At 44.4% G+C, this 26,621-nt stretch carries 24 protein-coding genes; 13 read left to right on the top strand and 11 right to left on the bottom strand.

From position 1 onward, the window contains the following. Nucleotides 1–109: 109 nt before the first annotated feature. The 4 genes from DXX94_RS05115 to DXX94_RS05100 all read right to left on the bottom strand — a co-directional run bounded on the left by DXX94_RS05115 (nucleotide 110) and on the right by DXX94_RS05100 (nucleotide 6,289). A complete protein-coding gene (locus DXX94_RS05115; RefSeq protein ID WP_116014284.1) occupies nucleotides 110–2,101 on the bottom strand; it encodes a methyl-accepting chemotaxis protein in 1,992 nt (663 codons plus the stop codon). Between the two features lie 769 nt (nucleotides 2,102–2,870). Continuing rightward, the gene (locus DXX94_RS05110) at nucleotides 2,871–3,962 is read right to left on the bottom strand and encodes an alkene reductase (RefSeq protein WP_220348047.1); all 1,092 of its coding nucleotides are present in this window, start codon (nucleotides 3,960–3,962) and stop codon (nucleotides 2,871–2,873) included. Nucleotides 3,963–3,964: 2 nt separating this feature from the next. Further along, complete coding sequence (locus DXX94_RS05105) at nucleotides 3,965–5,080, bottom strand: alkene reductase (RefSeq protein ID WP_116014283.1); 1,116 nt, start codon at nucleotides 5,078–5,080, stop codon at nucleotides 3,965–3,967. Nucleotides 5,081–5,308: 228 nt separating this feature from the next. After that, entirely contained in the window at nucleotides 5,309–6,289 is a 981-nt protein-coding gene (locus tag DXX94_RS05100; protein WP_116014281.1) for an NAD(P)H-dependent oxidoreductase, read from the bottom strand. Nucleotides 6,290–6,459: 170 nt separating this feature from the next. Here DXX94_RS05100 and DXX94_RS05095 point away from each other — a divergent pair, with 170 nt between their 5' ends. Continuing rightward, nucleotides 6,460–7,365: a LysR family transcriptional regulator gene (locus tag DXX94_RS05095; protein WP_116014280.1), complete on the top strand. Its 906-nt coding sequence runs from the start codon at nucleotides 6,460–6,462 to the stop codon at nucleotides 7,363–7,365. Between the two features lie 119 nt (nucleotides 7,366–7,484). Then, nucleotides 7,485–8,054 (top strand): hypothetical protein, encoded by a 570-nt coding sequence (locus tag DXX94_RS05090; RefSeq protein WP_116014278.1) that lies wholly within the window; start codon nucleotides 7,485–7,487, stop codon nucleotides 8,052–8,054. Between the two features lie 106 nt (nucleotides 8,055–8,160). Here the strand turns inward: DXX94_RS05090 and DXX94_RS05085 are convergent, their stop codons facing one another. Beyond that, nucleotides 8,161–9,141 (bottom strand): SDR family oxidoreductase, encoded by a 981-nt coding sequence (locus tag DXX94_RS05085; protein WP_116014277.1) that lies wholly within the window; start codon nucleotides 9,139–9,141, stop codon nucleotides 8,161–8,163. A 344-nt stretch (nucleotides 9,142–9,485) separates the two neighbouring features. Between DXX94_RS05085 and DXX94_RS05080 the strand changes: the two genes are divergently transcribed. After that, a complete protein-coding gene (locus DXX94_RS05080; protein ID WP_116018311.1) occupies nucleotides 9,486–10,364 on the top strand; it encodes an AraC family transcriptional regulator in 879 nt (292 codons plus the stop codon). Nucleotides 10,365–10,400: 36 nt separating this feature from the next. Here DXX94_RS05080 and DXX94_RS05075 read toward each other — a convergent pair whose 3' ends face one another. Continuing rightward, entirely contained in the window at nucleotides 10,401–11,159 is a 759-nt protein-coding gene (locus DXX94_RS05075; RefSeq protein ID WP_258872105.1) for a fibrobacter succinogenes major paralogous domain-containing protein, read from the bottom strand. A 351-nt stretch (nucleotides 11,160–11,510) separates the two neighbouring features. Here DXX94_RS05075 and DXX94_RS05070 point away from each other — a divergent pair, with 351 nt between their 5' ends. Then, nucleotides 11,511–12,791 carry an NAD(P)/FAD-dependent oxidoreductase gene (locus tag DXX94_RS05070; protein ID WP_116014275.1) on the top strand — a complete coding sequence of 427 codons (1,281 nt, stop codon included), beginning with the start codon at nucleotides 11,511–11,513 and terminating at the stop codon, nucleotides 12,789–12,791. A gap of 92 nt (nucleotides 12,792–12,883) precedes the next feature. Here the strand turns inward: DXX94_RS05070 and DXX94_RS05065 are convergent, their stop codons facing one another. After that, the gene (locus DXX94_RS05065; protein ID WP_116014274.1) at nucleotides 12,884–13,858 is read right to left on the bottom strand and encodes a LysR family transcriptional regulator; all 975 of its coding nucleotides are present in this window, start codon (nucleotides 13,856–13,858) and stop codon (nucleotides 12,884–12,886) included. 213 nt (nucleotides 13,859–14,071) lie between these two features. Here DXX94_RS05065 and DXX94_RS05060 point away from each other — a divergent pair, with 213 nt between their 5' ends. The 6 genes from DXX94_RS05060 to DXX94_RS05035 all read left to right on the top strand — a co-directional run bounded on the left by DXX94_RS05060 (nucleotide 14,072) and on the right by DXX94_RS05035 (nucleotide 21,086). Continuing rightward, the gene (locus tag DXX94_RS05060) at nucleotides 14,072–15,253 is read left to right on the top strand and encodes an efflux RND transporter periplasmic adaptor subunit (RefSeq protein WP_116014272.1); all 1,182 of its coding nucleotides are present in this window, start codon (nucleotides 14,072–14,074) and stop codon (nucleotides 15,251–15,253) included. A gap of 12 nt (nucleotides 15,254–15,265) precedes the next feature. Next, the gene (locus tag DXX94_RS05055) at nucleotides 15,266–18,430 is read left to right on the top strand and encodes an efflux RND transporter permease subunit (RefSeq protein ID WP_116014271.1); all 3,165 of its coding nucleotides are present in this window, start codon (nucleotides 15,266–15,268) and stop codon (nucleotides 18,428–18,430) included. A gap of 114 nt (nucleotides 18,431–18,544) precedes the next feature. Next, the gene (locus DXX94_RS05050) at nucleotides 18,545–19,528 is read left to right on the top strand and encodes a zinc-binding dehydrogenase (RefSeq protein WP_116018307.1); all 984 of its coding nucleotides are present in this window, start codon (nucleotides 18,545–18,547) and stop codon (nucleotides 19,526–19,528) included. A gap of 119 nt (nucleotides 19,529–19,647) precedes the next feature. Continuing rightward, a complete protein-coding gene (locus DXX94_RS05045; protein WP_116014269.1) occupies nucleotides 19,648–19,899 on the top strand; it encodes a type II toxin-antitoxin system Phd/YefM family antitoxin in 252 nt (83 codons plus the stop codon). Further along, nucleotides 19,896–20,150 carry a Txe/YoeB family addiction module toxin gene (locus DXX94_RS05040; protein WP_116014268.1) on the top strand — a complete coding sequence of 85 codons (255 nt, stop codon included), beginning with the start codon at nucleotides 19,896–19,898 and terminating at the stop codon, nucleotides 20,148–20,150. Before DXX94_RS05045 ends, DXX94_RS05040 begins: the two co-directional genes overlap by 4 nt. 48 nt (nucleotides 20,151–20,198) lie before the next feature. Beyond that, a complete protein-coding gene (locus DXX94_RS05035; RefSeq protein ID WP_116014266.1) occupies nucleotides 20,199–21,086 on the top strand; it encodes a LysR family transcriptional regulator in 888 nt (295 codons plus the stop codon). 71 nt (nucleotides 21,087–21,157) lie between these two features. Here DXX94_RS05035 and DXX94_RS05030 read toward each other — a convergent pair whose 3' ends face one another. Then, nucleotides 21,158–21,364, bottom strand: a complete 207-nt coding sequence (locus tag DXX94_RS05030; RefSeq protein WP_116007334.1) for a dodecin — start codon at nucleotides 21,362–21,364, stop codon at nucleotides 21,158–21,160. A gap of 183 nt (nucleotides 21,365–21,547) precedes the next feature. Then, entirely contained in the window at nucleotides 21,548–21,904 is a 357-nt protein-coding gene (locus DXX94_RS05025) for a winged helix-turn-helix transcriptional regulator (RefSeq protein WP_115999664.1), read from the bottom strand. A gap of 183 nt (nucleotides 21,905–22,087) precedes the next feature. On the opposite strand from DXX94_RS05025, the gene DXX94_RS05020 reads away from it, so the two are divergent. Together DXX94_RS05020 and DXX94_RS05015 are read left to right on the top strand one after the other, a co-directional pair. Beyond that, entirely contained in the window at nucleotides 22,088–22,669 is a 582-nt protein-coding gene (locus DXX94_RS05020) for an NAD(P)H-dependent oxidoreductase (RefSeq protein ID WP_116014265.1), read from the top strand. 12 nt (nucleotides 22,670–22,681) lie between these two features. Continuing rightward, nucleotides 22,682–23,221, top strand: a complete 540-nt coding sequence (locus tag DXX94_RS05015; protein ID WP_181901480.1) for a redoxin domain-containing protein — start codon at nucleotides 22,682–22,684, stop codon at nucleotides 23,219–23,221. A 122-nt stretch (nucleotides 23,222–23,343) separates the two neighbouring features. Here the strand turns inward: DXX94_RS05015 and DXX94_RS05010 are convergent, their stop codons facing one another. Further along, entirely contained in the window at nucleotides 23,344–24,882 is a 1,539-nt protein-coding gene (locus DXX94_RS05010) for a leucyl aminopeptidase (RefSeq protein ID WP_116014261.1), read from the bottom strand. 145 nt (nucleotides 24,883–25,027) lie between these two features. On the opposite strand from DXX94_RS05010, the gene DXX94_RS05005 reads away from it, so the two are divergent. Beyond that, nucleotides 25,028–25,534: a gamma-glutamylcyclotransferase family protein gene (locus tag DXX94_RS05005; RefSeq protein ID WP_116014260.1), complete on the top strand. Its 507-nt coding sequence runs from the start codon at nucleotides 25,028–25,030 to the stop codon at nucleotides 25,532–25,534. A 35-nt stretch (nucleotides 25,535–25,569) separates the two neighbouring features. Here DXX94_RS05005 and acuI read toward each other — a convergent pair whose 3' ends face one another. Beyond that, nucleotides 25,570–26,559, bottom strand: coding sequence for an acrylyl-CoA reductase (NADPH) (acuI, locus tag DXX94_RS05000; protein ID WP_116014258.1), 990 nt, complete (start codon nucleotides 26,557–26,559; stop codon nucleotides 25,570–25,572). Nucleotides 26,560–26,621: the final 62 nt, after the last annotated feature.

Raw genomic sequence — 26,621 nt, 5'->3', positions numbered from 1 at the left:
TATAAAGATAAGATAACAAAGCTAATTAGGCAGAAATAGGCAAATAAAAAAGCGAGCAATTCACGCTAAGTGATGCTCGCTTTTTTGTTATTGGCTTGCGTTTAAATTGCTACTGAAATTTAAAGTTGTCCATGGTGTTTTGAAGTGTTTTAGAGTTGATTTTCATATCTTTGAAAATTTGCTCTAAATCTTGAGATGCTTCAACTTCGTGGTTCGCATATTCCAGCACATTAGTTGCGTCGCCAGCAATGGTTGCGGCAACAGTCGATTGCTGCTCGGCAGCAGAAGATACGTTCATTGCCAGCGATTCCAAATTACGGCTTTGAGCATGCACTTGCTCAGACACGCCTTTTGCTTGCTCAAACTTCTTTAATGCAGTTTTCGACAACTCAGCGCTATCGTCAATTGAGTGAACGACTTGTTCAGTAATGGATTGCAGTTGATTGAGTAGTGAAGCAATCTTCTCTGAAGACTCTTTACTGTTACCAGCCAAACTTCTTACCTCATCGGCGACCACAGCAAAGCCTCGACCATGCTCACCAGCACGTGCAGCTTCAATTGCGGCGTTTAAGGCAAGTAAGTTGGTTTGCTCGGCAATACTGCTAATCGAATCAAGAATTAACGAAATACTGGCAACTTGCTGCTCCATTTGCGCGGCAAGTGATTCAACAGTATTCATACTTGTGGTTAAATCATTGATTGAAGTCTGGCTTGCTTGATTGTCATCAATCAGTTGCTTTGCTTGTCGGTTTAAGTCGTCACTGGCGTCTAAGGTTTGCGACGCAGACTGAGCAATTTCTCGACTAGTGGCTGCCATTTCTTCAATTGCACTGGCGATATTTGTAGCCATTGACTGTGTTTTAACTGACTCTTCTAACACGGTTTGTGTCGCTTCGTTCATGCTATTGTTGAGGCGGGTTCCTGATTTGACTGACTTATCTAACCCTAGCATCAAGGCTTTAAACGCATAAACTGTGTTGTGAATAGCGCTTGATATTTCACCTAGTTCGTCTTTGGTATCAAGGCGCAACTCAACGGTTAAATCACCGTTCTCAGCTTCTTTTAGCATTTTAGTTAAGTAGCCAAGCTCCGCACGAAGAGTTGATAGTAAATAGTAGTTCAGCGTAATAATGATGATGACAGTGATCACAAACGCGACAACTGTATAAGTAAAATCATTTAACGCGTCGTTTTTCATTGCCTCGCCATCTGCTTGAATGGTTTGCCATTGGTCGTCTAGCATGGCTTTTACTTGTCCAATTTGCTGGGTTGCCATTGGAAACCAGCTGGCAGGTTTTGGTAGCGAGGAAAAATCAGGAGCGCTTGATGCTAATAATTGATCGACAATCGATTTAATTCGAATTGAGTCTCCAGAGCTCAAAATTCGGTTGAAAATTTGCTGCCCGTCGGTTCCTGATAGGGTAGCTTTCAAATAATTGTTCAACAAGCGCAGTTCTGCACTATACAAAGCGATGTCTTGTTGGGCTTGCGGAGTAATTTGTTGTTTGGCTAAAACACCATTTATTTTGCCGCGATTTTGCCCAAGTCGCTCTTTGTACTGAGCAAATAGAAAGGAAGCGCTTAATTCTTCAGCTAACTCAGGGTGCTTAATTTGATTTTTGAGACTTGCGGCTATATCAATAGCAATTTTATTGAGTGTACTGAAGTAGCCAAATGCTTCCGGCGCGTTTCGCACATCAACCTTACGGCGCAGGCTGGCTTTACCTGCTTCATAGTTGTACAAAATAGTGAGATTTTCACTAAGTTTATCACCTAAATGATCAAGCTCTTTTTGTAGCTCTCGTAAGTTGTTAATCGATGTATCGGCTTTTTGACGTTGAGCGATAACTTTCTGCCTAGCTTGGTCGGTGCCGCTGCCTAAAAAGCCTGCGGTTAACCCCCGTTCAACAGCGTGGTTATGTGCTATTTTCTCTAACGCATCAAGCAACATAATGAGCTTAATATCTTGTTCTGTAGTTTCCACTTCGTGCCACTTGTTTAATAGGTTTTGAATCAACAAGGTGACAACAAATATGGCGAGTATGGCTGAGCTTATTAACGAAACTTGAATAATAGATAATCTACTCAGTAGTTTTTTCATTGGTGACTTCCTTCTACTCAACAGGTCCTTTGCTTTGAAAAAGCGAACTAAGTTTTGGGTTACTCTTGGGTGTTTACTAGGTGTCTGGTGTGTATTACAGACTTGTGCAATGCCACTTTAGTGTAGACCAAGAATTTTAAACCTGAAGAATTTATGATTGTTTTTACTGATTTTTTTTGCTTTTTTTTGCTTTTTCTCGATAACTTAGAGTAAAAGCTTTAGCTAGATTACCAGGAATATTGAGCAATGATAGGGGCTAAATCAAAGTGGCGCTCTAGCGATTATAGCTAGTTAGAACTAAAGATGAGCGAAAAGTAATAATAAATGATGAATTGTCAGCAAGTTAGCATCATAATTGAGAGAGTTTATGTATAAGCTTACAGGCATTATGATTTTGATGAATTATCGTTATTGTCACCTTAATCTGAAGGTGAAAATTCTATTGTAAGTGTTTGATTCTAAATAGGTGGTTAGTCAAGAGCTAGCTGGCCAACGCTTCTTAGGTTTCTTACGTTGACTACATCAATTGCTTAGTTTACGTTAACTCCGTGGCTTACTTTGCCTATTTTGAGTTGTTTAGCGTTGATGGTTATATGAGAGGTTTCGGTTATATGGCTGTTGTTGGTTATATGAAAATTTTACGCTTTTGAAAATGGGTAAAGCCAAGACGTAACTGCTGAATTTTTAAATTGCTGGCAAGTTAGCAATCACGCTTAGCTTTTATTTTGTGAGCTATTTTTAGAACTTCAAAATATTTATGCTCTTAAAACTAGGCAAAATAACTTGAGTAGTCAGTGTAACCCTCAGCATTGCCACCATATAAAGTCAGTCTGGCATCGGCATCAAACTCCGCTAGTGGCCAGTTATTTTCAAAGCGCGCGACTAAATCAGGATTAGTGACAAACGGCGTTCCGAACGCCACTAGATCGGCATAACCTTTAGCTAGCAAAGCCTGAGCTTTGTCTTTATCAAGCTTACCAGCGACCATAATTGGGTTTTGGTAAACGTCACGCACCTGCTGGCGAAATGACTCTGGCACTTCATGGTAACGGGAAATATTCTCGGAAAAATGTATATAGGCCAAATTCATTGGCTGCAACTTTTCTAGCATTTTTAACGTTAGTGACACCAGCTCTGGGTCTTGTTCAGCAAAGCCTTCAATCACATGCGGTGATAGACGCACTGCGACCTTTTCATTGCCAATCTCATTACCTATGGCAGATAAAGTCTCAAGTAAAAAGCGCATCCGATTTTCAGGGCTACCGCCATATTGATCGTTCCGTTGGTTACTTTCAAAACGCAAAAATGTATCAAACAGGTAGCCATGTGCCGCGTGAATCTCAACGCCATCAAAGCCTGCTTCAATCGCATTTTTTGCTGCTTGGACAAAGTCAGCGACAGTATTGTCGATATCTTGCTGCGTCATGGCTTTTGGCTGCTCGATTTCTATCATGCCAAAGCCACCCGACGGCAACGGGCCGAATACTTGGTCCGGCACTTTGATTGCCGATGGCGCTAGCGGCTGTTGCCCAGAAATACTGGAATGGCTGCGTCTGCCAACATGCCAAAGCTGAACAAAAACTTTACCGCCTTTTTCATGAATCGCATTGGTTACTTTACGCCAGCCGGCGATTTGTTCTGGTGTGTAAATCCCCGGCGTCATGGAATAACCGCGACCTACTTCAGATATCGGTGTGCCCTCGGTAACAATGAGTCCAGCTGTAGCGCGTTGCCCATAGTATTTCGCCATTAACTCATTGGGAATATCACCGGGCTGAGTAGAGCGTGAGCGTGTCATTGGCGCCATGGCGATACGGTTAGTTAAGCTTAGTGATTGATGCTCAAAATCTTGGAAAATCATGGTTACTGCTCCGCGTTAGCTTGGCTAGTGTAGTTAGGGTAATCAATTAAACCTTGCTCACCGCCGCCAAATAGGGTTTCTGGCACATGAGCAGCTAATGGGTAGCCGTGTTTAATTCGCTTGGGTAAATCAGGATTGGCAACAAATGGGCGACCAAAACCAACCATATCGGCAAGGCCTTGGCTGATAGCTTTTTCGGCTTTTTCACCGTTATAACGACCTGCGTAAATAAGCACGCCGCTAAACGCGTTACGCAGTGCTTGCTTAAATGACACTGGTGTATCGGGGGCATCGTCCCAGTCCACTTCCGCGATATGTAGATAAACAATCTTTTGCTTATCGAGTAGTGCCGCGGCTGCTGTGTAAGTGTTGATAGGGTCGCTATCAACTGTGCCGTTAAGCGTGGTTAAAGGTGCCAAACGCACGCCAACGCGATCACCACCTATGGCATCTACCATAGCGGCAACCACCTCGTCTAGAAAACGCAAACGATTTTCAAGGCAACCACCGTATTCGTCGGTGCGGTTGTTCGATTCTGAATCGATAAATTGGTTAATCAAATAACCGTTAGCGGCGTGTAGTTCGATGCCATCAAAGCCCGCTTCAATGGCATTCAATGCCGCTTGGCGATATTGCTCAATGACTAACTTGATATCGTCATGGGTCATTTCACGCGGCTTTGTTACATCAACAAATCCCGGCTCATCGGTGCCATTATCGACAAACACTTTAACGTTTTCGGCTTGAATTGCTGAAGATGAGATTGGCTGCTCGCCACCGATATTATCTGGGTGGGTAACTCGGCCAACGTGCCAAAGCTGCGCGAAAATACTGCCGTCTTTAGCATGCACAGCCTCAGTCACTTTTTTCCAACCAGCGATTTGTGTTTCGCTGTATATGCCAGGTGTCCAAGCATAACCTTTACCCATAGGTGAAATTTGCGTACCTTCAGTAACGATAAGACCTGCGCTCGCACGCTGGGCGTAATAGGTTGCCATTAAATCGTTGGCAGCATCATCAGGTTGACTGGCTCGCGAGCGAGTCATAGGTGGCATTACAATACGGTTGTGAAGCGTTAGTTTGCCTAGTTGAATAGGCTGGAATAAAGCATCTGTCATGGCTGAGCCTCGCTACATTATGCAAAGTGTGAAGAAAGTAAGTTAAGTGGCGCGCATCTTAGCAAGGCTGATTGGCTAGATTGAGAGCAAAAATAACAAATTATATTTGTTTAAAATGAAATAATAGGAGTATTTTTTTGCTCGTTTGAGCTGGTTCTGTTTGTGTAATAGTTGAATTAAAATGATGGCGGTTAAGGCCTCCCAATAAGGGAGGCTGTTTCCAAAGAGCTAAGCATTAACTACGTCGACTAGGTATTCAGAAATATTAATATCACCATTATCCGTCACGCTCAGCTGCCAAGTTTCATTGACTAGCATATTAACGCTTTCACCTTGCAGCGCTGATTTAGGAAAGGTTTCTGCTTTAAGACGAATACGTAACTCAGCGGTGTAATACCCAATTTTGTTCTGCTCGCTCACACTTAGTTGCTCGACAATATGCTGACAGTTTGGTTTAAAAGTTTTTCTGGCAATGGCGTACCAGTCCCTAAAACCTTGATGGCCGATAAATTCACCGTCTGGCATGATCATTTTTACATCCTCGCTTAAATGAGCGGTTAAGCGCTCCGGCGCGACAGTCAGTAGATCAAAATCGGCAAACCAATCAGTAACAAACTTACTCACTTTGCTGTCGATTGAATTGGACAACTGTTGAATTTGATTAACGAGACGTTGACCATGGGCGGTAGCACGGGCTTGTACATCCTCCAAGGTATTGTATACACCCGGAATATACACCATGCGATGGGTGTAAATAGGAGCAACAAAATTCATGCCGGCCAAATAAGCGGTTTGCTGAAGTGGCGAAATTAACTGTTCAATCGAAAAGTGGTTATAACCTAGTGGTTGATATGACTCTTCGGGGCCACCCACCGTAAAGGATAAGATCAAGTCTTTGCCCTTTAACTTGTCACCCTCTGCGCCATATGCAAAATTGTAGCTAAACACATCGTCTAACCACTTTTTCAATAACGCTGGCGCGGAGTACCAGTAAAAAGGAAACTGTAGGACGACAATATCAGCGTTAACAAGCGCTGCTTGCTCTGCGGCGACATCGATTTGAAAATTTGGGTATAAGCTATCTAATCGACGAACTTCAAGGCGATATGAGGGAGCGGCAAGCTGTGTAGTTAAGTGATCAATGATCACAGTATTGGTGTTTGAATTGGCTAAATCTGGATGGCCTGAAATTACTAGAATATTACTCATGGTAACTCTCCTGCTGACAGCATTAATATGGCTAAGGCCTGACTAAACTGGCCTTGTCTGTAATTGATAGGGAGAGTGTATGTGAGCTTATTGCTATTTATTAGATGATGTATGGCTAAGTAATTGTTAGCCTAAAACTAATAATTGGCTTGTTATGTAGAACAGCAAAAATGAATGGCGCGACTTTTAACCAACTACAAATGTTTCACACAATAGTGAGTGAGGGCAGTATTACCAAAGCGGCACAAAAGCTAGAAATTGCCGCGCCTTCGGTTAGCAATGCGTTAAAAGCACTTGAGGCAGAAGTCGGCTTACCGCTTTTTACTCGCACAACCCGTCGAATTGAGCTCACTGAAGCCGGCAGGTTATTGCACCAGCAAACGCAACAGCCATTACAGGAATTGCCCTTAGCGTTTGAAAGTGTCAGCGATTTAAGCAAGGTACCATCGGGTAAGGTTAGGCTAACTACGCCGCGCTTTGTTTATAAGCATTTATTACAACCCATTTATGCGGAATTTTGTCAGCGTTATCCCGCCATTGAATTGGAAATCTCCGTTTCTGATGCGGCGATCGATATTTTAAAAGAAGGCTATGATCTGGGTATTCGCTTCGGTGATCGCGTCGAGCAGGGGATGGTGGCGCGCCAGTTAACCAAACCAATGAAAGAGGCATTTTTCGCATCACCCGAATATGTAAAACAACATGGCTTACCATCAACGCCAAACGAATTACAGGGGCATAAACTGATCCAGTATCGCTTTATTACCTCGAATCAATTAGTGCCAGTGTTGCTTAATGATAATGGTCAAACAGTGACGGTAGAAATGCCTAACGCCTTAATTGTCAATGATACCAGCTTGATGGTGGATGCTGCGCAAAAAGGCTTGGGAATAGGCCGTATCGTTGAGCCGCTAGTCACTGAATTAATCAATAGCGGCCAGCTGGTTCCGGTTCTACCTGACTATTGGTATCCGTATTCTGCGCTGTATGTGTATTTCCACAAAGACGCGCAAAAAGCAAAGCGGGTTAGAGTGTTGATTGATTTTCTATTGGAAAAGCTAGCTCGATTGGAATGATATTGCACTTACAATTATTAACTATGAGAGAAGAATTTTCATCTATGGTCAATGTTGCCGAACCATCAAAAGCTAACTAGATTTAAATTAATGGTTTATTCGCAATAAGTTTGATTCGAATGAATTTATTTAATGCTAGTGTCTCTCATTTTATCGCCCACTTTGCCGCTTACTTTGATTCATTTGAGAAAAAATGCGACTCGTTAATAGCGCTTCGCGAGTCAGGGGCTGTCTCTGAATCTGAGCTGATCCACGCGAACAATCAGCTGTTAACCGATCTGATCAATGCCCACGCAAACTGTAGCTTGATGAGTCAATTTGTCGGTTTAAACAGTGAGTTATTCGAACGGAAAATCGCTTATCTGTTTGGCGAGAAAGAGTTTGTTAAAGAAGTGATTCGCATCGGCTCTAACTTATCTGACTACTTCGGTTACTGCGGCTTTTCCTGTGATTCTACCAATATATTTAACGGTTTTTCCTTAGTGATTGACCGCAATATTCTGGCCTTCTCACCTAATGATGTGGATGCCTTTTCCGATCTTATTCTAAAAAATATTCGTTTTAGAAAAGCCGTTAGCACACCGACAAGCTTTGACCCTGCATATCAACTACCGACATATTCGATTGCGGGGGTAAGTTTTTATATTGTGCCTGTTAGCGAAATTAAATACCCTTATATTGATATTTAGTCAGGGCTAGTAGCGTTTTGTTTTGCATAAAGCATTCAGCAAGAGCCTTGGCGAGAAAAGATCTTTTAACTCGCCAAGAATTAAACAGCATAATCCAAATAGCTATCTAAAACGGCCAAGTAAAACCCGTTTTCTGCTCAGATACCTGCCACAGTTTAGTGGCGACTTCCCTGTCTAGCGCCAGTGCTTCTAACGGGCATTCATCAACAGCGCCAACCGTTTGTGTGCGTCTTGTTGGCCCATAGTAACGCTGTGCTTTTAACTCGTTCTCAGTCGCACACATTACCTGAGGCCAAGCACCCTTTTCGGCGGGTTGGGCGATAACGCGTGATAACACAGACCAAAGTGCCTTGTTAAATGTGCTGGCGGTGTCCATCAATAAATTAGTGCGCGATGCGCCAGGGTGACAGACGTGCACTTCAACGTTTGAGCCTTTAGTATCAGTATCGCTGGCTAAACGGCTGGCAAATTGATTGGCCAAGCGATATTGCAACTCATAAGCGAACATTAGCTGAGCTAATTTACTTTGCGCATAGGCATTCCATGCGGTGTATTTGGCGTCAAAATTTAGATCGTCAAACTGAATGGTTTTTAGTCCCATTTTATAGGCGTTGCTACCTACCACAACAATACGACCGCTTGACGCTTCAATGCGATTAAACAACAAGCCACATAGCAAAAAATGACCAAAATGGTTGACGCCAAGCTGACTCTCAAAGCCATCAGTGGTGATTTCTTGCTGAGCAACTTGTGCAATTGCGGCATTACAGATCAGTGCATCAATTTGCGGTACTGATTCCAACAACTGTGCAGCAGCTTCGCGCACTGACGCTAAGCTTGCCAAGTCCATTTGAATAAAGCTGACCGGGCAACTGGTACCAAACTCTTGCTGAAGCTTGCCGATGGCTACTGCTGATTTTTCAGTATTGCGATTCATCATCACTACCTTCGCGCCTTTTGACAGGAAAATACGGGCAGCTTCAAAACCTGTGCCTGAATTTGCTCCAGTAATAACATAAGTTTTGCCCGCTAATGATCTGATTCGCTCGGGGCTCCAGCCGTTTTTGCCAAATTGTTGTGTAGTCATCGTCTAACTCCTGAATACGTGTTGCTAAAGTACTAAATGGGTTGGCAAGTCACCGTTATTGCGGGTTTCGGTCGTTAACCCATATGCTTAATAAGCTTAAAGCACTTGCTCAGGTGAAATACTATAAATCTCAATAGTTGTAGCTAATAGGCGATAAAGTCGTTAAAACTTGCCTATTTGTATCGTATTGGTGTTAATTTAGTGATTTGGTGAACTGTTAAAATGTGGGCTCGGGAGTCAAGATAGTTGGTTAGGCTAACAAGTAGAATGTAAATATGAGCAATAAAGACGCGCTGAAACAACAAATAAGGCAACTAATTGAGGCTCAGGTAAGTCAGCAAACCATGGGCGAGCAACAGCTTAGTGAAAAGCCGGCAAGTGAAAGCAAGGTCAGCGCGGAAGCGTTAATCGATACCGGTATTAAAGGCGTACAACTTTTTAAAGTAACTGACGCAGTGCGATGTGCACCGGCGATATACGAGCCAGCAATTATCGCCATTGTTAGCGGTACTAAAGAGGCGATACTCGATGGTCAGCGTTTTAGCTATGGCAGCGACCAATACATGTGCTGCACTATGTCGATGCCAGTTGAAGCAGGCACACCTTTGGCTTCACCTGAACAGCCACTGTTAGGCGTTTATATCTCGCTTGATACTAAGGTAATGACTGAACTGGTAATCGAATTAGCCAGTACAACCAGTGTTATGAAACAACCTAAACATAGCGACCAATCACCGAGCTTAAGCTTGGCAACATGGGATGATAGTTTTACTGATGCGTTGCTACGTTTGTTGCAATTATTGGCTAACCCAACTCAAATGAAAATACTCGGGGATAATCGATTAAGAGAGTTTTATTACGCTGTACTGGAAGGGCAAGCAGGTCAGTCAGTGAAGCGAGCGTTCGGTATGGGCAATGAAATCGCTCGTTCAATTGAATATTTATCGGCACATTTAGGTAAAAGCGTGACGATTGACGAGCTTGCATCGCAAGTGGGCATGAGCCGCGCTGTCTTTCATCGCAAGTTTAAGCAAGCAACCACTATGTCGCCAATACAATTTGTTAAATCCATGCGATTAAATAATGCTGCAATGCGCATTGCTAGTGGTGAGAATGTCAGCACGGCAGCACTGGCAATGGGCTATGTGAGCTCGTCCCAATTTAGCCGAGACTTTAAGCGATTATATGGCCAATCTCCCAAGCAATGGGCGCAAACCAAGTAATCGCACTAGCAAGTTATCAAAACTCATTACACTTGATTAAATTTTGATACAGCGCACGGAAAACATATAGTCTTTCGATATCCTGACGCGATTAATTTCGCCTTTGTGAGAATTCCACCAAGGGTAGACTAGCGTTCGGTTATAGGCTTTTTTGTCGGTTGCCTCCGTGCTTGTCCAAAACTCGGTGTACATACCTTGGGTGATATAAAAGTTATGCCATTTCACGCCAGCGGGTCTGGCAGCGAAATTGTATTTATTGACTTGTGATTTATCGAAATTTTTAAACCAGCTATCTGGTTGTGCTTCTTTAAGGGTGATAGCAAGATCATTGTCACCTCGCCAACCTTCTTTATTTAAATCGGCATTTGCCATACCAATGGTTTTTTCTAATGCTTGCCAATCGGCGTCAGTGGCAACGCGCCAGCCGACAGGGCAAATATTTCGCTCGTCGACAACATCATACCAGTTGTAGAGCCGACCATAGGTTAGCAGCATATTTTCATCGTCTTCTGGAATAAAGGCTGTGTTTATCGCCGAGCCATCTTGAAATTTAGTACTTCTTAGATTTTCTGCGAGCCAGATTTGATCGCCTATTGCTACGGTGCGATAGGTGTTGCCCTCACTATCTTGGACACTAGGTTGTGCTTTACTTAGATCTTTGCTTAGTGCATCGCTATCTGCTTGCACAAGGCTGTTTGTATGCGTTTGGCTATTTGACATGGAATCTGAGGCATTAACGGGTGTTGCGATGGTCAGTGACACTATGGCTCCTAACGCTAAAATTAGCGGTCTCATGGTGATTTACCTTGGTTGAACTTTTGCGAGCCACTTTATAGTTGCTAAGGTTAACCTGCTAGGCGATATCGTCTTCAAAAATAGCCTATTTGTATCAAGATCATATCGACTATTTGCTAGTTCGAAGTTCCGAAGAACGGCTTCAGAACTGTAATCCTAAGGTAACTTATTAATACCAAAGGGTTCTTTAAAATTACCGTATAAATTGTGTTAGTATGATTTTGCTTTTTAAGTGATAAAGCACTGAAGTTGGGTTGTTTTGGCTACGCTCCTCTCTGTATCGAAGAATGCTAGGTGAGCTGTTAAAAATTTTGTCGACGTCAGTCCTTTATTACTTTTAAGGACTTTTCTATGCAAACTATTGTTATCGTTGGAGGAGGGGCTGGCGGCCTTGAATTAGCAACCCAATTAGGCCATAAACTAGGCCGAAAAAACCAAGCCAAGATCATCTTGGTAGACAAAAACCGCACCCATGTGTGGAAACCTTTATTGCACGAGGTCGCCTCTGGCACCTTTGATGCTGGCTTAAATGCCGTGGTTTATCACGCGCATGGCGCACGTCATGGCTATCACTTTCAGCTTGGCTGTTTGAGTGGTGTTAACCCTGACAACAAAACCCTGACCTTAGAACCTGTCAGCGACGAGCATAATCTCGGCACGCGCCAACTACACTACGATCAATTAGTGTTAGCGGTTGGTAGTGTCAGTAATGATTTTGGCACGCCTGGCGTGGCTGAGCATTGCTATTTTCTTGATAGTCATCAACAGGCTGAGCGCTTTCACAAAACTTTATTAAGCACTTTTACCCGAATTAGTCAGGACGAATCCAAGCAAGAGCTGCACATTGATATAGTTGGCGCAGGCGCGACTGGTGTTGAGCTGGCGGCAGAGCTATTTCATGTTACCGAAATGCTGGGCAGCTATGGTTTTGAGCATATGGCCGCAGAGCAGCTTAAAATTCGCCTAATTGAAGCTGGACCGCGTATTTTACCCGCCTTGCCTGATCGCATTGCAAGCGCTGCGAAACGTGAGTTAGAAAAGATAGGCGTTGAAGTATTAGAGCAAACGCGGGTGCAGCGCGCAGAGCATGATGGCTTTGTCACCAGCGAAGATGAAAAACTGCAAGCCGATATTATGATCTGGGCGGCAGGGGTAAAAGCGCCTGAGTTTTTATCACAAATTAAAGGCGTCGAAACCAATCGCATGGGGCAAGTGCTAGTCAATAAAGACCTGACCTCAACGTTTAATAAGGATATTTATGTATTGGGTGATGCCTGCGGTTTTCAAAACCCAGATGAAAGTTGGGTGCCACCCAGAGCGCAGTCAGCACACCAAATGGCGAGCATCGTCAAAGAAAATATTTTACGTAAGCGCAAAGGGCTCGCGCCGAAAGAATATCGCTATATGGATTATGGTTCGCTGGTGAATTTGTCGCGTTTTAGTACTGTCGGCAGTTTAATGGGGAATCTCACCAAAGGCAGCATGTTTATTGAAGGGCGCATTGCCAAACTGGTGTATGTTTCTTTGTATCGCATGCACCAAGCCGCTATTCACGGCCAAGTGCGAGCCACAATTTTGTGGTTTGCCGAACGGTTAGTGAAAGTGACTCGACCTAAAATGAAACTGCACTAAGTTCCAGTATTTAAGCGGGTATTTACGTAAAGGCACCAGTTGGTGCCTTTTTAACTTTAGTGCCTTTTTAACGTTAGCTACTTGTTGATGGTTTAGGCTTGGCTGTTCCACTCTTCACGCGTTGGATTGCCGTACATTTTTTCAAAGTTCGGAATATTCTGCTCCCAAATCGGAATTTTATCGCCGATATATTCTTTTAATGCATCAAAAAACAAACGTGCTCTAAGTGGCAAGTCTCGGTGCGGGTATACCGCATAAATCGCAGTAAAATCCAGTAGTTTTAAGTCGGTCATGATCGGCACTAGGCGACCAGCGCTGATATCGTCTTGCATTTGAAACGCAGGGGCGAGATAAAACGAAGCGCCTGAAAGCACATGGTCGCGCATTAACTCCACTTCATTACAGGCAAATTGCCAGTTTAGGTGCACACGCTGTGTCTCGTTTTTATCGTCGGCATAATCGATATAATCTGGCCTAATTTGCTCGCCGGCATAGCAAGTAGCGGGTAAGCTCGCCAGTTCTTCAAGCGTTTTCGGCTCGCCAAAGCGTTCGATAAAGCTTGGCGCGGCAAGTAACAATAAGCGATTGCGGGCAAGGTAGCGCGCCACCATAGAAGAGTCTTTTTGTTCGCCAACGCGGATCGCTAAATCAAAACCATCAGCAATAATATCGACGACTTTATCGCCGGTGAATAATTCTACGTTAACTTGCGGAAAGCGCTGCTGAAAGGAGGTAATCACCGGCATTAACACTTGCTTAGCCAGTGAATAGCTACAGGTGATTTTTAGCGTGCCCCGCGGCGTTTGGTGATAGTTTTGTGCAACACGCGTCGTGTCATCAAGCAGGCTTTTGAGCGCTTGAGCCTTTCTTAGCACATCATGGCCTGCGCCAGTAATGGAAAAGGAGCGCGTGGTACGATTCATTAAGCGCACGCCTAATTCTTGCTCTAACTTGGCGACTTGTTTCGATACAACCGAGCGATCGATTTTTCTATGCTCGGCGACTTTGGCAAATGAGCCGCGCTCAGAAACTTCCAAAAACAACAACATACGGCTAGAAATATCCATTCGGATCTCCACAAAGTTAACTTTATTGGTGCTTCATTGGCAACACTGTGTGTCATTATATGTGGTTAATAGGCAACAATAAAAGCCTTACAATAGCGCTCAATAAATTGGTCATGGTTTCACAGTCTGTATTTGTCACCCTTACCAATCTCTTTTCATAAAATTCTCGACCACGTGTGGTCGTAATTAGCGCATTACAAGGTATATATTTTCATGAAAAAGCTTCATTTATTAGCTTCCGTAACGGCAATGCTCGCGGTACTTACCTTGGCTGGATGTAATAGCCAAGAAGCCGAGCCACAAATGCAAATGCCACCACTGCCAATTGATGTTGCACAAGTTGCCTTTCAAGAAGTGCAATCTTGGCATACCTATACCACTCGCCTTGAGACGCCACAGCGCGTGATTTTAATGCCGCGTGTTTCAGGTGTGGTTGAAAGCATAGCCTTTACCGAAGGGCAAACGGTGCAGCAAGGTGACGCACTTTTTCAAATCGATCCTCGTCCATTTCAAGCGGTAGTTGATCGCTTACGCGCGCAAATTCTTGCTGGTGAAGCAGCGTTGGAAGAGGCGATTAATCGAGAAAAACGAGCCTTAAACTTAGGAAAAAGCAGTGCCATTTCAATTGAACAAGTGGAATCGCGCTCAGCTGATTCAAAACAACGTAAAGCGGAATTGTTAGCACTGAAAGCTCAACTCGATTCAGCCTTACTTGATTTAGAATTCACCTCAGTGAAGTCGCCAATTACTGGTGTGATTTCTCGCGCTGAAATTACCGAAGGCAACAACGTTATCGCTAATCAAAGTGTGTTAACTAACATCGTATCTAACGATGAAATGTACGCATACTTTGATATTGACGAGCGCACATGGAACTCAGATTTTGCCAAGGTAACGTCAAACACGCCATTGCCTGTGACGCTAACCTTAGCAGGCAATACAAAGCGGCAATATCAAGGCAATATCGACTTTGTCGACAATGCGGTGAATGCGTCAACAGGTACGATTCGTGTACGTGCAACGTTTGATAATCACACGCAAGAGCGCGCGTTAAAAGCTGGTTCTTTTGCTCGCTTAAAACTGGCGTCTACTGATATTGAAAAACACATTTTGGTGCCAGATCGTGCAATTGGCACCGATCTGAAAAACCGTTTTGTGTTAACGATTGGTGAAGACAACACAGTGCAATATCGTCAAGTGACAGCAGGTGAGCGTTACGGTCAGTACCGCGTGATCACCGATGGTTTAAACCCTGAAGATAATATCGCGGTAAATGGCCCAGCTAAAGTCTTCCCAGGCATGGTGATCAGCCCGCGCAATGTCACTTTAGACTTATCAGCGGTTGCGCTAACCGTTGACCCAGCTACTGCCGACACGCTTGCGGCTGTTCGCTAGGAGTTACTCGCTGTGAATTTTTCTCATTTCTTTATTCAACGACCGATATTCGCGTCGATGCTGTCGCTGATTATCCTGATTGGCGGTTCTATTTCTCTATTCCAACTGCCGGTCAGTGAATATCCAGAAGTTGTGCCACCTACTGTTGTGGTCACGGCGAACTACCCAGGGGCTAACCCAAAAGTGATTGCTGAAACGGTGTCAACGCCGCTTGAGCAGGAAATCAATGGTACCGAAAACATGCTGTATATGTTTTCACAGGCGACCAGTGATGGCCGCATGACCTTAACCGTCACTTTTGCCTTAGGTACTGACTTAGACAAAGCACAAGTTCAAGTGCAAAACCGTGTCAACAGTGCCTTACCGCGTTTGCCAACAACTGTGCAGCGCTTGGGTGTAGTCGCCGAAAAAGCTTCGCCTGATTTAACCATGGTCGTGCATTTATATTCGCCGGATGAGTCACGCGAAATCAGCTACTTATCAAACTATGCCAGCCTGTATGTGAAAGATCAGATCGCTCGTTTAGGCGGTGTTGGTGATGTTCAGCTATTTGGCGGCGGTGAATACTCAATGCGCTTATGGCTAAACCCTGATGCTATTGCCTCACGCAATATGACAGCAATGGATGTTGTTTCAGCCGTTCGTGAGCAAAACCGACAAGTTGCAGCAGGTTCATTAGGCGCGCAGCCAACGCCAGTGGATAGTGAATTCCAAGTTCTCCTAAACGTAAAAGGGCGCTTAAACTCGATTGAAGAGTTTGAAGATATTGTCATTAAAGTGGGTGAAGATGGCTCTATTACCCGATTAAAGGATGTCGCGCGTGTTGAGCTAGGCCAAAACACCTATGCCTTGCGTTCACTACTTAACGGTAAGCCTGCGGTAGCGATGCCGATTTTCCAGCGTCCCGGCTCTAATGCTATTGAATTGTCTGATGAAGTGCGCAGCACCATGGCCGAGCTATCAAAAGCCTTTCCACAAGGGGTAGCTTATGAAATCGCTTACGATCCAACCGTGTTTGTTCGTGGCTCGATTGACGCGGTAATCGCTACTTTACTAGAAGCGATTGTGCTGGTGGTCTTAGTGGTGATTTTATTCCTACAAACATGGCGCGCATCAATCATCCCATTAATTGCGGTGCCTGTATCACTCATTGGTACCTTTGCTATTATGCAGTGGATTGGCGTTTCAATTAACACGCTTTCACTGTTTGGCTTGGTACTTGCCATCGGGATTGTCGTTGATGATGCCATTGTGGTGGTGGAAAACGTTGAGCGCAATATTCACGATGGTTTATCACCATTAGAAGCAACGCGTAAAGCCATGACCGAAGTAACTGGGCCAATTATTGCGATTGCACTTGTGCTATGTGCGGTATTTATTCCAACCGCGTTTATTACTGGTTTATCGGGCCAATTCTACAAGCAGTTTGCGTTAACTATTACCATCTCAACCCTGATTTCAGCGTTTAACTCGTTAACGTTATCGCCAGCGTTATCGGCATTGTTGCTAAAAGGGCATGACGCCAAGCCAGACTGGTTAACACGTGTGTTAGATAAAACGCTAAGCAAAGTGGTATTCACACCGTTTAATAAGTTGTTTGACAGAGGCACTAATGCCTATGAAAACTTAGTGAAAAAGCTGATCCGCTTCTCGCTGTTAGTGTCTGTGTTATACCTAGGTTTAGTGGGCGCAACTGGTAGCTTGTTTAATGCTGTACCGGGTGGTTTTATTCCTCAGCAAGACAAGCAGTACCTAGTGGCGATTGCGCAATTGCCAGATGCGGCAAGCTTGAATCGTACCGAAGAAGTGATCCGAGAAATGAGTGATATGGCGCTAAACACGCCAGGTGTTGCCAATACCGTAGCCTTCCCAGGTTTGTCGGTGAACGGGTTTACCAACAGTCCGAACAGCGGTATTGTGTTTGTCACCTTAAAAGATTTTACCGAACGCAATGAACCACAGCTTTCTGCTAATGCCATTGCGGCTAACTTAAATGGCCAATTTGCGGCTATTGATGAAGCCTTTGTCGCGATTTTCCCACCGCCGCCTATTCAAGGCTTAGGTTCAACGGGTGGTTTTAAGCTGCAAATTGAAGACAGAGGTAACTTAGGGTTTAACGCTTTGTTTGACTCACTACAAGCGGTGATTGGTGAAGCGCAGAAACGCCCAGAGTTAATGGGCTTGTACTCAACTTTCCGCATTCAAGTACCGCAAATGGATATTGAAGTGGATCGCGAACAAGCCTTGATATTAGGGGTAGAGCTTTCGGAAGTGTTCGATGCGCTGCAAGTTTACTTAGGCTCATTGTATGTCAACGATTTCAACCTGTTTGGCCGCACTTATCAGGTTAATGCGCAAGCAGATGCAGACTTTCGTGTTGATCCGAAACAAATTCTTGGCTTAAAAGTCCGTAATGCCGCAGGGCATATGGTACCGTTGGGCGCAGTTGTGGCAGTAACGCCAACCACAGGGCCAGATCGCGTGATGCACTATAACGGTTATCCAAGTGCTGAATTAAACGGTAGCCCAGCGCCGGGTTATAGCTCTGATCAGGCACAATTTGCGATTGAAGAAGTACTCGCCGCGACCTTGCCAAACGGCATGGAATACGAGTGGACCGAAGTCACCTACCAGCAAATTTTAGCCGGTAATACCATGGTGTACATCTTCCCGCTAGTGGTGGTGTTAGTGTTTACTGTATTAGCTGCGCAATATGAAAGTTTACGTTTACCATTAGCCATTATTTTGATTGTGCCGATGACCATTTTCTCTGCCTTGTTGGGTGTTTGGATGATTGGCGGTGACAACAATATTTTCACCCAAATAGCGTTGATCGTACTGGTCGCACTGGCCTGTAAAAATGCGATTTTGATGGTGGAATTTGCCAAAGAAATTCAAGATGCTGGTCAATCGCCATTAGCGGCAATTTTAGAAGCATGTCGCTTGCGTTTACGCCCAATTTTAATGACCTCAATTGCCTTTACTGCCGGTGTTGTGCCGCTTGTGTTGGCAACAGGTGCAGGCGCAGAAATGCGTCAAGCAATGGGGGTAGCGGTATTTGGCGGCATGATTGGGGTAACGGTATTTGGCCTGTTATTTACGCCAGTTTTCTATATGCTACTAGCTAATAAAAATAAAAAGGCCGTCTCAACGTTATCAGCTGAGCAAGTAACGTAGGGAACGGCCAATAGCGATAGGTCTAGCAATGATTATTTTGAGTGCTAAACCTATCGCAGTAAGTTTGTATTAGCGGGGAAATAAGTGAAAACAAGCAATTCGATTACCAGTGCGATGCAAGCACTGGTATTAACCAAGGCAAGTGAAGACTTTGAACTAACTGAAACTCAGCTAACCGTGCCGAGTGTTGGTGATGGTCAAGTACTGATCAAAGTTGACTATGCCGCGCTCAACCCAGTGGATAGCAAGTTAGCGAAAGTCGGGCATAGCGTTTGGCAATATCCGCATATTCCAGCATTAGATGGCGTTGGCACTGTGGTAGATTCATACAGCCCGCATTGCCCGTTAATCGGTAAACAAGTGCTGTGGCATAGCGATTTGTCTAAAGCTGGTGCACTTGCCGAATATGTCGCGATTGAAGCTCATGCGGTATCGCTACTGCCGGAAGGTGTTGAACCACTCCAAGCCGCCGCTTTACCTTGTGCGGGTATGACAGCTATCCTCGCTTTATGTAAGCTGCAAGTTGAAGCGGGCGAAACCATCTTAATTGAAGCAGGAGCAGGCGCTGTCGGCCAGTTTGCGATTCAGCTGGCAAAAACCAAAGGATTAACTGTGCTGGCAACCGCATCGAAAGCCAATCATAAATTAGTTAGCTGTTTAGGCGCAGATCATGTCTTTGATTATCGCGATAAACACTTAGTGGATAAGATTAAGCAAGCCTTGGCTTATCAGCCATTAGACGCAGTACTTGATTCAGTTGGTGGCGAAGCAACGGCGCGTGATATTGAATTATTACGTTTTAACGGCCGCATTGCCTGTTTAACCGAACTCCCAGAAATTGATGCGGGTTTATTGTTTGAACGCTCGCCGGCCATTCATGCTGTTTCACTCGGTGGTGCTTGGCTTGCCAATGATTTATGTGCTCAGCAAAAACTGAGTATGATGGGTGATCATTTACTGGAACTATTGGCGAGTAAACAATTGCATGTACCTGAAATTCATGCGATTGATTTTGATGCCGAGAAGGTCACTAACGCCATGCATAAGCAGTTAGCAGGTGGGCTAGTGGGTAAGCAGATAGTTAAGATAACGCCTTAAATTCTGGGTTTAAGCACCACTGTAAGAGGCTTAAGTTGAATTCATCAATAGCATAACCTACACTCACTTTACATGATTAAGTACAGAATTAAGTACAGGTTATAAGGCAGATTAAACCAATGGATGCCATCAGCTATACAACCGCACGGGCGAATTTGGCTAAAACCATGGAAAAGGTTTGTGAAGACCATGCGCCCGTTATTATCACCCGAAAAAGTGAAAGCCCCGTGGTGATGATGTCGCTGGAAGACTATAAAGCGATGCAGGAGACCACTTATTTATTGAGATCTCCTGCAAATGCCAGAGCATTATTGGAATCGATCGCAGAGCTTGAAGCTGGTAAAGGAGCTGAGCGAGAGTTAATGGAGTGAAACTCACCTTTTCGTCGAAGGCATGGCAAGAGTACCTTTATTGGCAGAGCACCGACAAAAAAGTGCTCAAGCGCATAAATCTGCTGATCAAGGAGATACAGCGAACGCCATATGAGGGGGTAGGCAAACCAGAGCCGTTAAAGCACGGTCTTTCTGGTTATTGGTCGCGCAGAATTAATGATGAACATCGCATCGTGTATAAGTATCAAGACCAAACCATTCTTATCGCACAGCTTCGTTATCATTACTAGTGCTGCGACTGGCTAAATTTATAGTGACTCTTCAGTGAAAGCATCACGATTATGGTTAAATCAAAAATTGAAGATTTAGCGGCATTTATTGCCGTTGTTGATACTGGTGGTTTTTCCAGTGCGGCTGATGCGCTTGATTTGCAAGTGGCCAAAGTCTCACGAAGTGTCAGCCGTTTAGAGCAAAGCTTAAATACGACTTTACTTAATCGCACCACGCGACGAGTGGATTTAACGGAAGAGGGACGCTTGTTTTTAGCTGAGGCAAAACAAGCGTTAGCCACCCTCACTAATGCAGAAGAAAAACTTTTATTTGCTGATGCCAAGCCTTCAGGGCGACTCAGAATTGATGCCGCCAGCCCCTTTATTCTGCACCAACTTGTGCCGTTAATGGCTGAGTTTAATGTCGCTTACCCAGATATATCGGTCGAACTGATTTCCAATGAAAGCATTATTGACTTGCTTGAGCGTCGCACCGATGTCGCTATTCGCATCGGTCAACTGAATGACTCAAACTTACATGCCAGTCGTTTAGGGGAAAGCCCATTGAAAATAGTGGCAACGCCAGAATATCTTGCCAAACACGGTAAGCCGGAAAGTATTGCGGCGTTGGCAAGTCATAAAATCGTGGGCTTTGCCGATTTGCCTAAGTTTAATGATTGGGCGCTTATTGAGCCGTGCCAAACAAAGCCCTCTATATTGGCAAGCAGCGGCGAGTCGGTCAGGCAACTTGTGCTGCATCATCATGGCTTGGCGTTGCTGTCGAATTTTATGATCCACCGCGATTTAGCCGCTGGCCGTTTAGTTGAATTGCTACCGGGCGCTGTGCATTCTCCCAACCCTTGGGAACAAATTCAGGCGGTTTACTATAAGCAAACCGCGTTGTCAGAGCGTATCAGAGTATTTATCGATTTTTTAAAAGAAAATATTCGCCTGTAAACAACTACTGGCGGAAAGCTTGATGCCAATAATCACTGTGCACTAATCAATGACGCACATGCTATTACCTGTTAATCCAGCGTAAATCCGACCTTGATGGTGACTTGCCAATGAGCGACTTTTCCCTCGTCAATATGCCCTCGGGTGTCGATGACTTCAAACCATCTAAGATTGTGTAAGGACTCGCTGGCTTTGGCGATAGCATTGCTGACCGCTTGCTCAATACCATCTGGTGAGGAACCTGTTAATTCGAGTAATTTATAAGTGTGATTAGACATATGATCTCCTGTTAAAGACATAAGCGACATACCATTTGGGTATTCACTGACTATAGATCAAGTATTCTGCTCATCACGGTAAATTGGATGGATATGAGTAATTTACGACAAGACTTGTTTAACCAAACTTACATAGCTGACTTCGCTGACGTAGCTGAGTAGCTGAGTAGCAGAGTAGCCACCTTATATGTCGTTGTGTTCAGACCAGCTTCTTAACTGTTCTAAAATCGATAGTGCCGAGCGGCCAAATTCAGTTAATTCATAGCTTACCGCGACCGGGCGATCGCTGATCACTTTTCGCAGCACCATACCATTGGCTTCAAGCTCTTTTAATCGCTGGTCGATCATTTTCTTGCTTGCGCCGCCAAGTAAGCGGGTTAAATCATTAAAACGCACTGGCTCATCTTTTAAGTGATAAATAATCGAACCTGTCCACTTTCCACCAATTAACCGCATGCCTTTTTCAATGGCACATGGCTCTAGGCAGGCATTTAAAACTTTTTTACGACCTTTACTATCTGTTTCTACAACACTTTTCATAAAATTCTCTAGGTCTCAACTAGGTTACTAAAAGTATACTAATTGATTAAAGTTTACAGGTTACTAAAATAAACCACAAGTTTGAGTCAGCGATGATTCTGTATTTTATTTTTCATTTATAGCCTAGCTTCTAGCGCATTTACATCTGAAGTGATTGCTAGCGCATATTAACGAGATTTTCTTATGAGCAATGTATTAATTATTAACGCCCACCAATATTACCCATTTTCAGAAGGCAAGCTAAGTGCTGCCTTGGTTGACAAAGCGGCGACACAATTAGCTGAAAAAGGCCACGAGATCCGTGTTATCAGCATTGGTGAAACCGTCGACGTTGAACAAGAACTGGCACATCACCAGTGGGCCGATATTGTCTTACTGCAAGCGCCAGTGAATTGGATGGGCGTACCTTGGTCGTTTAAAAAATATATGGATGAAGTGTATACCGCAGGTATGGGTGGTGCTTTATGTAATGGCGATGGCCGCACCGAAGATGCACCGAAAAGCAACTATGGAACAGGCGGTACATTAGCGGGCACTAAATATATGTTGTCATTGACGTTTAACGCACCAGCAGAATCTTTTAATGACGAGCTAGACTTTTTTGAAGGCAAGAGCGTTGACGATTTGTTCTTCCCTATGCATATGAATTTTAAGTTCTTTGGGATGACGGCGATGGAAACCTTTGCGTGTTTTGATGTGATGAAAAATGCGGATATTGAAAACGACTTTAAACGTTTTGAAGCCCACCTTAACCAACATTTTTAAGCGAGAAAAGTGATGACGAATACAACCAATAAACTGCACCCGGGTAGTGAGTTTCCTGAAATATCTGTCACGATGCGCTCAGGCGAGCAGCAAATATTGGGTAAAGCAGCTAACACAAATGGCTGGCAACTGGTGTTAGTGTATCGCGGTAAACACTGCCCGTTATGTACCAAGTACCTAAATGCATTGGAGCAATACCTAGCACCGTTAGCTGATATTGACGTTGAAGTACTGGCGGTTTCTGGTGACTCGAAAGCACAGCTAGAAGCTCATTTGGAAAAGTTAGACATTAGTTTCCCAATTGCTTACGGCTTAACCGTCGAACAAATGCAGCAGCTAGGTGTGTATATTTCTGATCCGCGCTCGCCAGAGGAAACCGATCATCCGTTTGCCGAGCCGGGCTTATTTGTGGTCAATGGCGAGGGTAAGTTACATGTCGTGGATATTTCGAATAATCCCTTTGTGCGCCCAGAGCTTGGTACGCTGGTTAATGGTTTAGCTTGGATTAAAAACCCAGACAATGATTACCCCATTCGCGGTATGCATGTCTGAGTATTTGAATAGCCATTACAAAGAAGCCGCTAATTAGCGGCTTTCTAATTACTTGTGCTAATGGCTCATAAAAACAATATGATCAGCTATTGTTGCTGTAAGCATTGAAAACAGGGCGGTTGTTACTCGTCTGATTTCAAACTTTCACGCACTAGCTGATCCATAAAGCGCACCCCCCAGCCTTGTGAGCCTTTTGGAGCTATGGCGATATCTGCGTCTAACCAGTCAACGCCGGCAATATCTAAGTGTACCCAAGGTAAGTCTTTATCAATAAAAGTGGCAACCACGGCAGCGCCAATACTGGCGCCGGGATTACCGGCTCCTGAGTTTTTAATATCGGCTATATCCGATTTTATCTGGTCAAAATGATTGGGATGCAGTGGTAATGGCCAGACGTTTTCGCCACTGCTTTTACCTATTGCCATCATTTGCTCAGTCAATTGCCAGTCGCGCGTCACAACAGCAGCATATTCATCACTTAGCGCTCGCACCGCTGAGCCTGTCAGGGTGGCGATGTTAAGCAACAAACTAGGCTTAAACTCTTTCTGCGCGTAACGTACGGCATCAGCCAAAATAAGTCGGCCTTCGGCGTCGGTCGAGATAATTTCAATCGTCGTGCCTTGCATTGTAGTTAACACGTCACCAGGGCGAATAGCATCACCAGATGGCATATTTTCTGCCAGCGGCATCACGCCGACTAAATTGATTTGTTCGCCGCGCTTGGCGACTGCGAGTAACGTACCTGCAACCGCAGCAGCTCCTGCCATATCAGATTTCATCGCCCACATGCCTTTGTTTTGTTTAAGGCTAATACCGCCAGTATCAAATGTAATGCCTTTACCCACGAGGGCGATTGGCGCTTTTTTGCCGGCACCGACATAGCTTATGACCAGCAGCCTTGGATCATGCACTGAGCCTTGCCCAACCCCTAACAGCGCGCCCATATTACGCTTTCTCATATCGCGGACTTTCAGTACGTCGATATCAATATTTTTCACCCCTTTAAACGCTTTTTTGACTTGGCTAACAAAACTTTCTGGGTACATAGTTTTACCGGGCTCAGAGGCTAAATCGCGTGCGAGGTAAATCCCTTCAGCCATATGTTTCAAATCTTTGTCGTATTTAGCTTTTGCCGCATTAATATCGTTTGATTGAATAAGCAAGTCGCTAGGCAATGTTCTGGCTGACGGCGTTTTGTATTTATCAAAATGGTAGTCGCGCAAGGCCGCGCCGAGCGCCAGCCAAGCTTCGGGTGTTTCAACTTTGGTGTTAAGTGCATCAGTAACGATGGCGGCTTGCTCTTGCAGGTTGGCAGGAATACTGGCGATAGCATAACCACCTAAGGCTTGCAGGCTAGCTTGAGTTAACGGCTCGTCACCTTGACCAATCACCGAAACCTGCGTAAACGGCGCAATACCGTAAAAAATTTGCGTATCACCAAACTTGGTCGAGGCATCACTGTTAGCAATTGCTGCGAGTAATTGACCTGAGGATTCTTGATTAATTTGTGCAGCGATACCCGTCAACGATTGCGTGTCTTTGATAAAAACGACAATGCGTTTATGATCCGCCAAATTCACTGCGGTAAACTCCACTTTCGGCAAGGCAAAGGTTTGTGCACTAACTAGCCAGAGAAGGCATATTGTGATTAATTTCTTCATCTTTATTCGCTCTACAGTCGTATTTTTTGATGTATCTTTTGACGTATGTTTATTACGTCTGTTTTTATCGTTTGATGGCTTTTGGGTTAACTTGTTATGGTCTTACTAACAGGCTGCAAAAGCTAAAATTTTTTAAGGGAGTGTTATGAAGGATAGTGCATTATTAAAATATTTTGCCTATGGCTCGAATATGTCGGTGCCACGATTACAGCAACGGGTGCCAAGCGCGCGCTATATTGGCGCTTATTACTTACCTAAACACGATTTACGCTTTCATAAAAAGGGCGTTGACGGCTCTGCCAAGTGTGATGCCTACCTGACCAACAAAGAAGAAGATGTTGTTTTTGGCGTACTATTTGAGTTCTGCCCCAGTGAGAAACATTTTTTAGACGCCGCTGAAGGCTTAGGTGTGTTTTATTTTGAAAAAGACGTGACCATCTATGATGAAAATCATCAAGCAGAGCAAGCTAGCCTTTATTATGCTAGCGATAGCACGCCAGATATTCAGCCGTTTGCTTGGTATAAGCATCATGTATTTTATGGCGCGAGCCAAGCGAATTTACCCGCAGATTATCTTGCTAAAATTGAGAAAATAGCTGCTATTGATGACACGGACGACAAACGAAAAGCAAAAGAGATGGCAATCTATTAACCATCTCTTTATATACTATTAGTTAGCTTATTCGCCTATTTATTAGCACCAAGATCGACAATGACTCGGCCACGAACTTGTCCAGCAATAAGCGCTTGTGCTGTCTCAATGGCTTGGTCAAGGCTGATATCGGTGGAGATAGTTTCTAGATCTGCTGTTTCGATAATCTCGGCTAAGCGCTGCCAAGCTTCTATTCGATCCGCTAGTGGTCTCATCACACTATCAATTCCAGCTAATACCACGCCGCGTAAAATAAACGGGGCAACCGAGGCTGGAAAATCCATGCCTTGTGCTAAACCACAAGCGGTGACGACACCGCCATATTGCATACTGGCACAAACATTGGCCAAGGTGTGGCTGCCAGCCGCATCAACGGCACCTGCCCAACGCTCTCTCGCTAATGGCTTGCCCGGCTCCGATAGGGTATTGCGATCAATCACTTCTGCTGCGCCCAACTGTTTTAAGTAATCGGTTTGGTCTAGTCGACCTGTCGAAGCAACCACGGTATAACCAAGCTTAGCTAAAATTGCGATGGCAAAACTGCCAACACCGCCATTCGCGCCGGTGACTAAAATCTCACCTTTATCGGGGGTAACGCCATTTTTCTCTAACGCGATAACACACAGCATGGCGGTATAGCCGGCGGTGCCAATTGCCATGGCTTGGCGAGGTGAGAAAGCTTCAGGCAATGGAATCAGCCAATCACTGTTCAGGCGGGCTTTTTCCGCCAAACCACCACAGTGTTTTTCACCTACACCAAAACCATTGAGTAAGACTTTATCGCCAATCTTGAATTTGTCGCTATCGCTTGCGGTTACTGTTCCTGCTAAATCAATGCCGGGGATCATCGGAAAGCTTCGCACCACAGGGGCTTTGCCGGTAATGGCTAGGGCATCTTTGTAATTTAAGGTGCTATAAGCAACATCAATAGTGACATCGCCCTCAGGCAAAATGCTGTCGTCCACTTCCTTAACTTGTGCCTGATAACCCTGTTCGTCTTTATTGATAACAATACTCTTAAACATGCTTTCTCCTGTTTTAGACCGATTGTCTATTAATGTTGAAAAAAATGTGGTGAAGCTTTTAA

The sequence above is a fragment of the Thalassotalea euphylliae genome, assembly GCF_003390375.1.
Classification (GTDB): Bacteria; Pseudomonadota; Gammaproteobacteria; order Enterobacterales; family Alteromonadaceae; genus Thalassotalea_F; species Thalassotalea_F euphylliae_A.
This window is presented reverse-complemented; position numbering and strand designations above follow the sequence as displayed.

Bases quoted from the DNA above. Each gene is read 5' to 3' on its own strand.
- DXX94_RS05115 (WP_116014284.1), bottom strand. From the start codon at position 2,101: ATGAAAAAACTACTGAGTAGATTATCTATTATTCAAGTTTCGTTAATA.
- DXX94_RS05110 (WP_220348047.1), bottom strand. From the start codon at position 3,962: ATGATTTTCCAAGATTTTGAGCATCAATCACTAAGCTTAACTAACCGT.
- DXX94_RS05105 (WP_116014283.1), bottom strand. From the start codon at position 5,080: ATGACAGATGCTTTATTCCAGCCTATTCAACTAGGCAAACTAACGCTT.
- DXX94_RS05100 (WP_116014281.1), bottom strand. From the start codon at position 6,289: ATGAGTAATATTCTAGTAATTTCAGGCCATCCAGATTTAGCCAATTCA.
- DXX94_RS05095 (WP_116014280.1), top strand. From the start codon at position 6,460: ATGAATGGCGCGACTTTTAACCAACTACAAATGTTTCACACAATAGTG.
- DXX94_RS05090 (WP_116014278.1), top strand. From the start codon at position 7,485: ATGAATTTATTTAATGCTAGTGTCTCTCATTTTATCGCCCACTTTGCC.
- DXX94_RS05085 (WP_116014277.1), bottom strand. From the start codon at position 9,141: ATGACTACACAACAATTTGGCAAAAACGGCTGGAGCCCCGAGCGAATC.
- DXX94_RS05080 (WP_116018311.1), top strand. From the start codon at position 9,486: ATGGGCGAGCAACAGCTTAGTGAAAAGCCGGCAAGTGAAAGCAAGGTC.
- DXX94_RS05075 (WP_258872105.1), bottom strand. From the start codon at position 11,159: ATGAGACCGCTAATTTTAGCGTTAGGAGCCATAGTGTCACTGACCATC.
- DXX94_RS05070 (WP_116014275.1), top strand. From the start codon at position 11,511: ATGCAAACTATTGTTATCGTTGGAGGAGGGGCTGGCGGCCTTGAATTA.
- DXX94_RS05065 (WP_116014274.1), bottom strand. From the start codon at position 13,858: ATGGATATTTCTAGCCGTATGTTGTTGTTTTTGGAAGTTTCTGAGCGC.
- DXX94_RS05060 (WP_116014272.1), top strand. From the start codon at position 14,072: ATGAAAAAGCTTCATTTATTAGCTTCCGTAACGGCAATGCTCGCGGTA.
- DXX94_RS05050 (WP_116018307.1), top strand. From the start codon at position 18,545: ATGCAAGCACTGGTATTAACCAAGGCAAGTGAAGACTTTGAACTAACT.
- DXX94_RS05045 (WP_116014269.1), top strand. From the start codon at position 19,648: ATGGATGCCATCAGCTATACAACCGCACGGGCGAATTTGGCTAAAACC.
- DXX94_RS05030 (WP_116007334.1), bottom strand. From the start codon at position 21,364: ATGTCTAATCACACTTATAAATTACTCGAATTAACAGGTTCCTCACCA.
- DXX94_RS05025 (WP_115999664.1), bottom strand. From the start codon at position 21,904: ATGAAAAGTGTTGTAGAAACAGATAGTAAAGGTCGTAAAAAAGTTTTA.
- DXX94_RS05020 (WP_116014265.1), top strand. From the start codon at position 22,088: ATGAGCAATGTATTAATTATTAACGCCCACCAATATTACCCATTTTCA.
- DXX94_RS05015 (WP_181901480.1), top strand. From the start codon at position 22,682: ATGACGAATACAACCAATAAACTGCACCCGGGTAGTGAGTTTCCTGAA.
- DXX94_RS05010 (WP_116014261.1), bottom strand. From the start codon at position 24,882: ATGAAGAAATTAATCACAATATGCCTTCTCTGGCTAGTTAGTGCACAA.
- DXX94_RS05005 (WP_116014260.1), top strand. From the start codon at position 25,028: ATGAAGGATAGTGCATTATTAAAATATTTTGCCTATGGCTCGAATATG.
- acuI (WP_116014258.1), bottom strand. From the start codon at position 26,559: ATGTTTAAGAGTATTGTTATCAATAAAGACGAACAGGGTTATCAGGCA.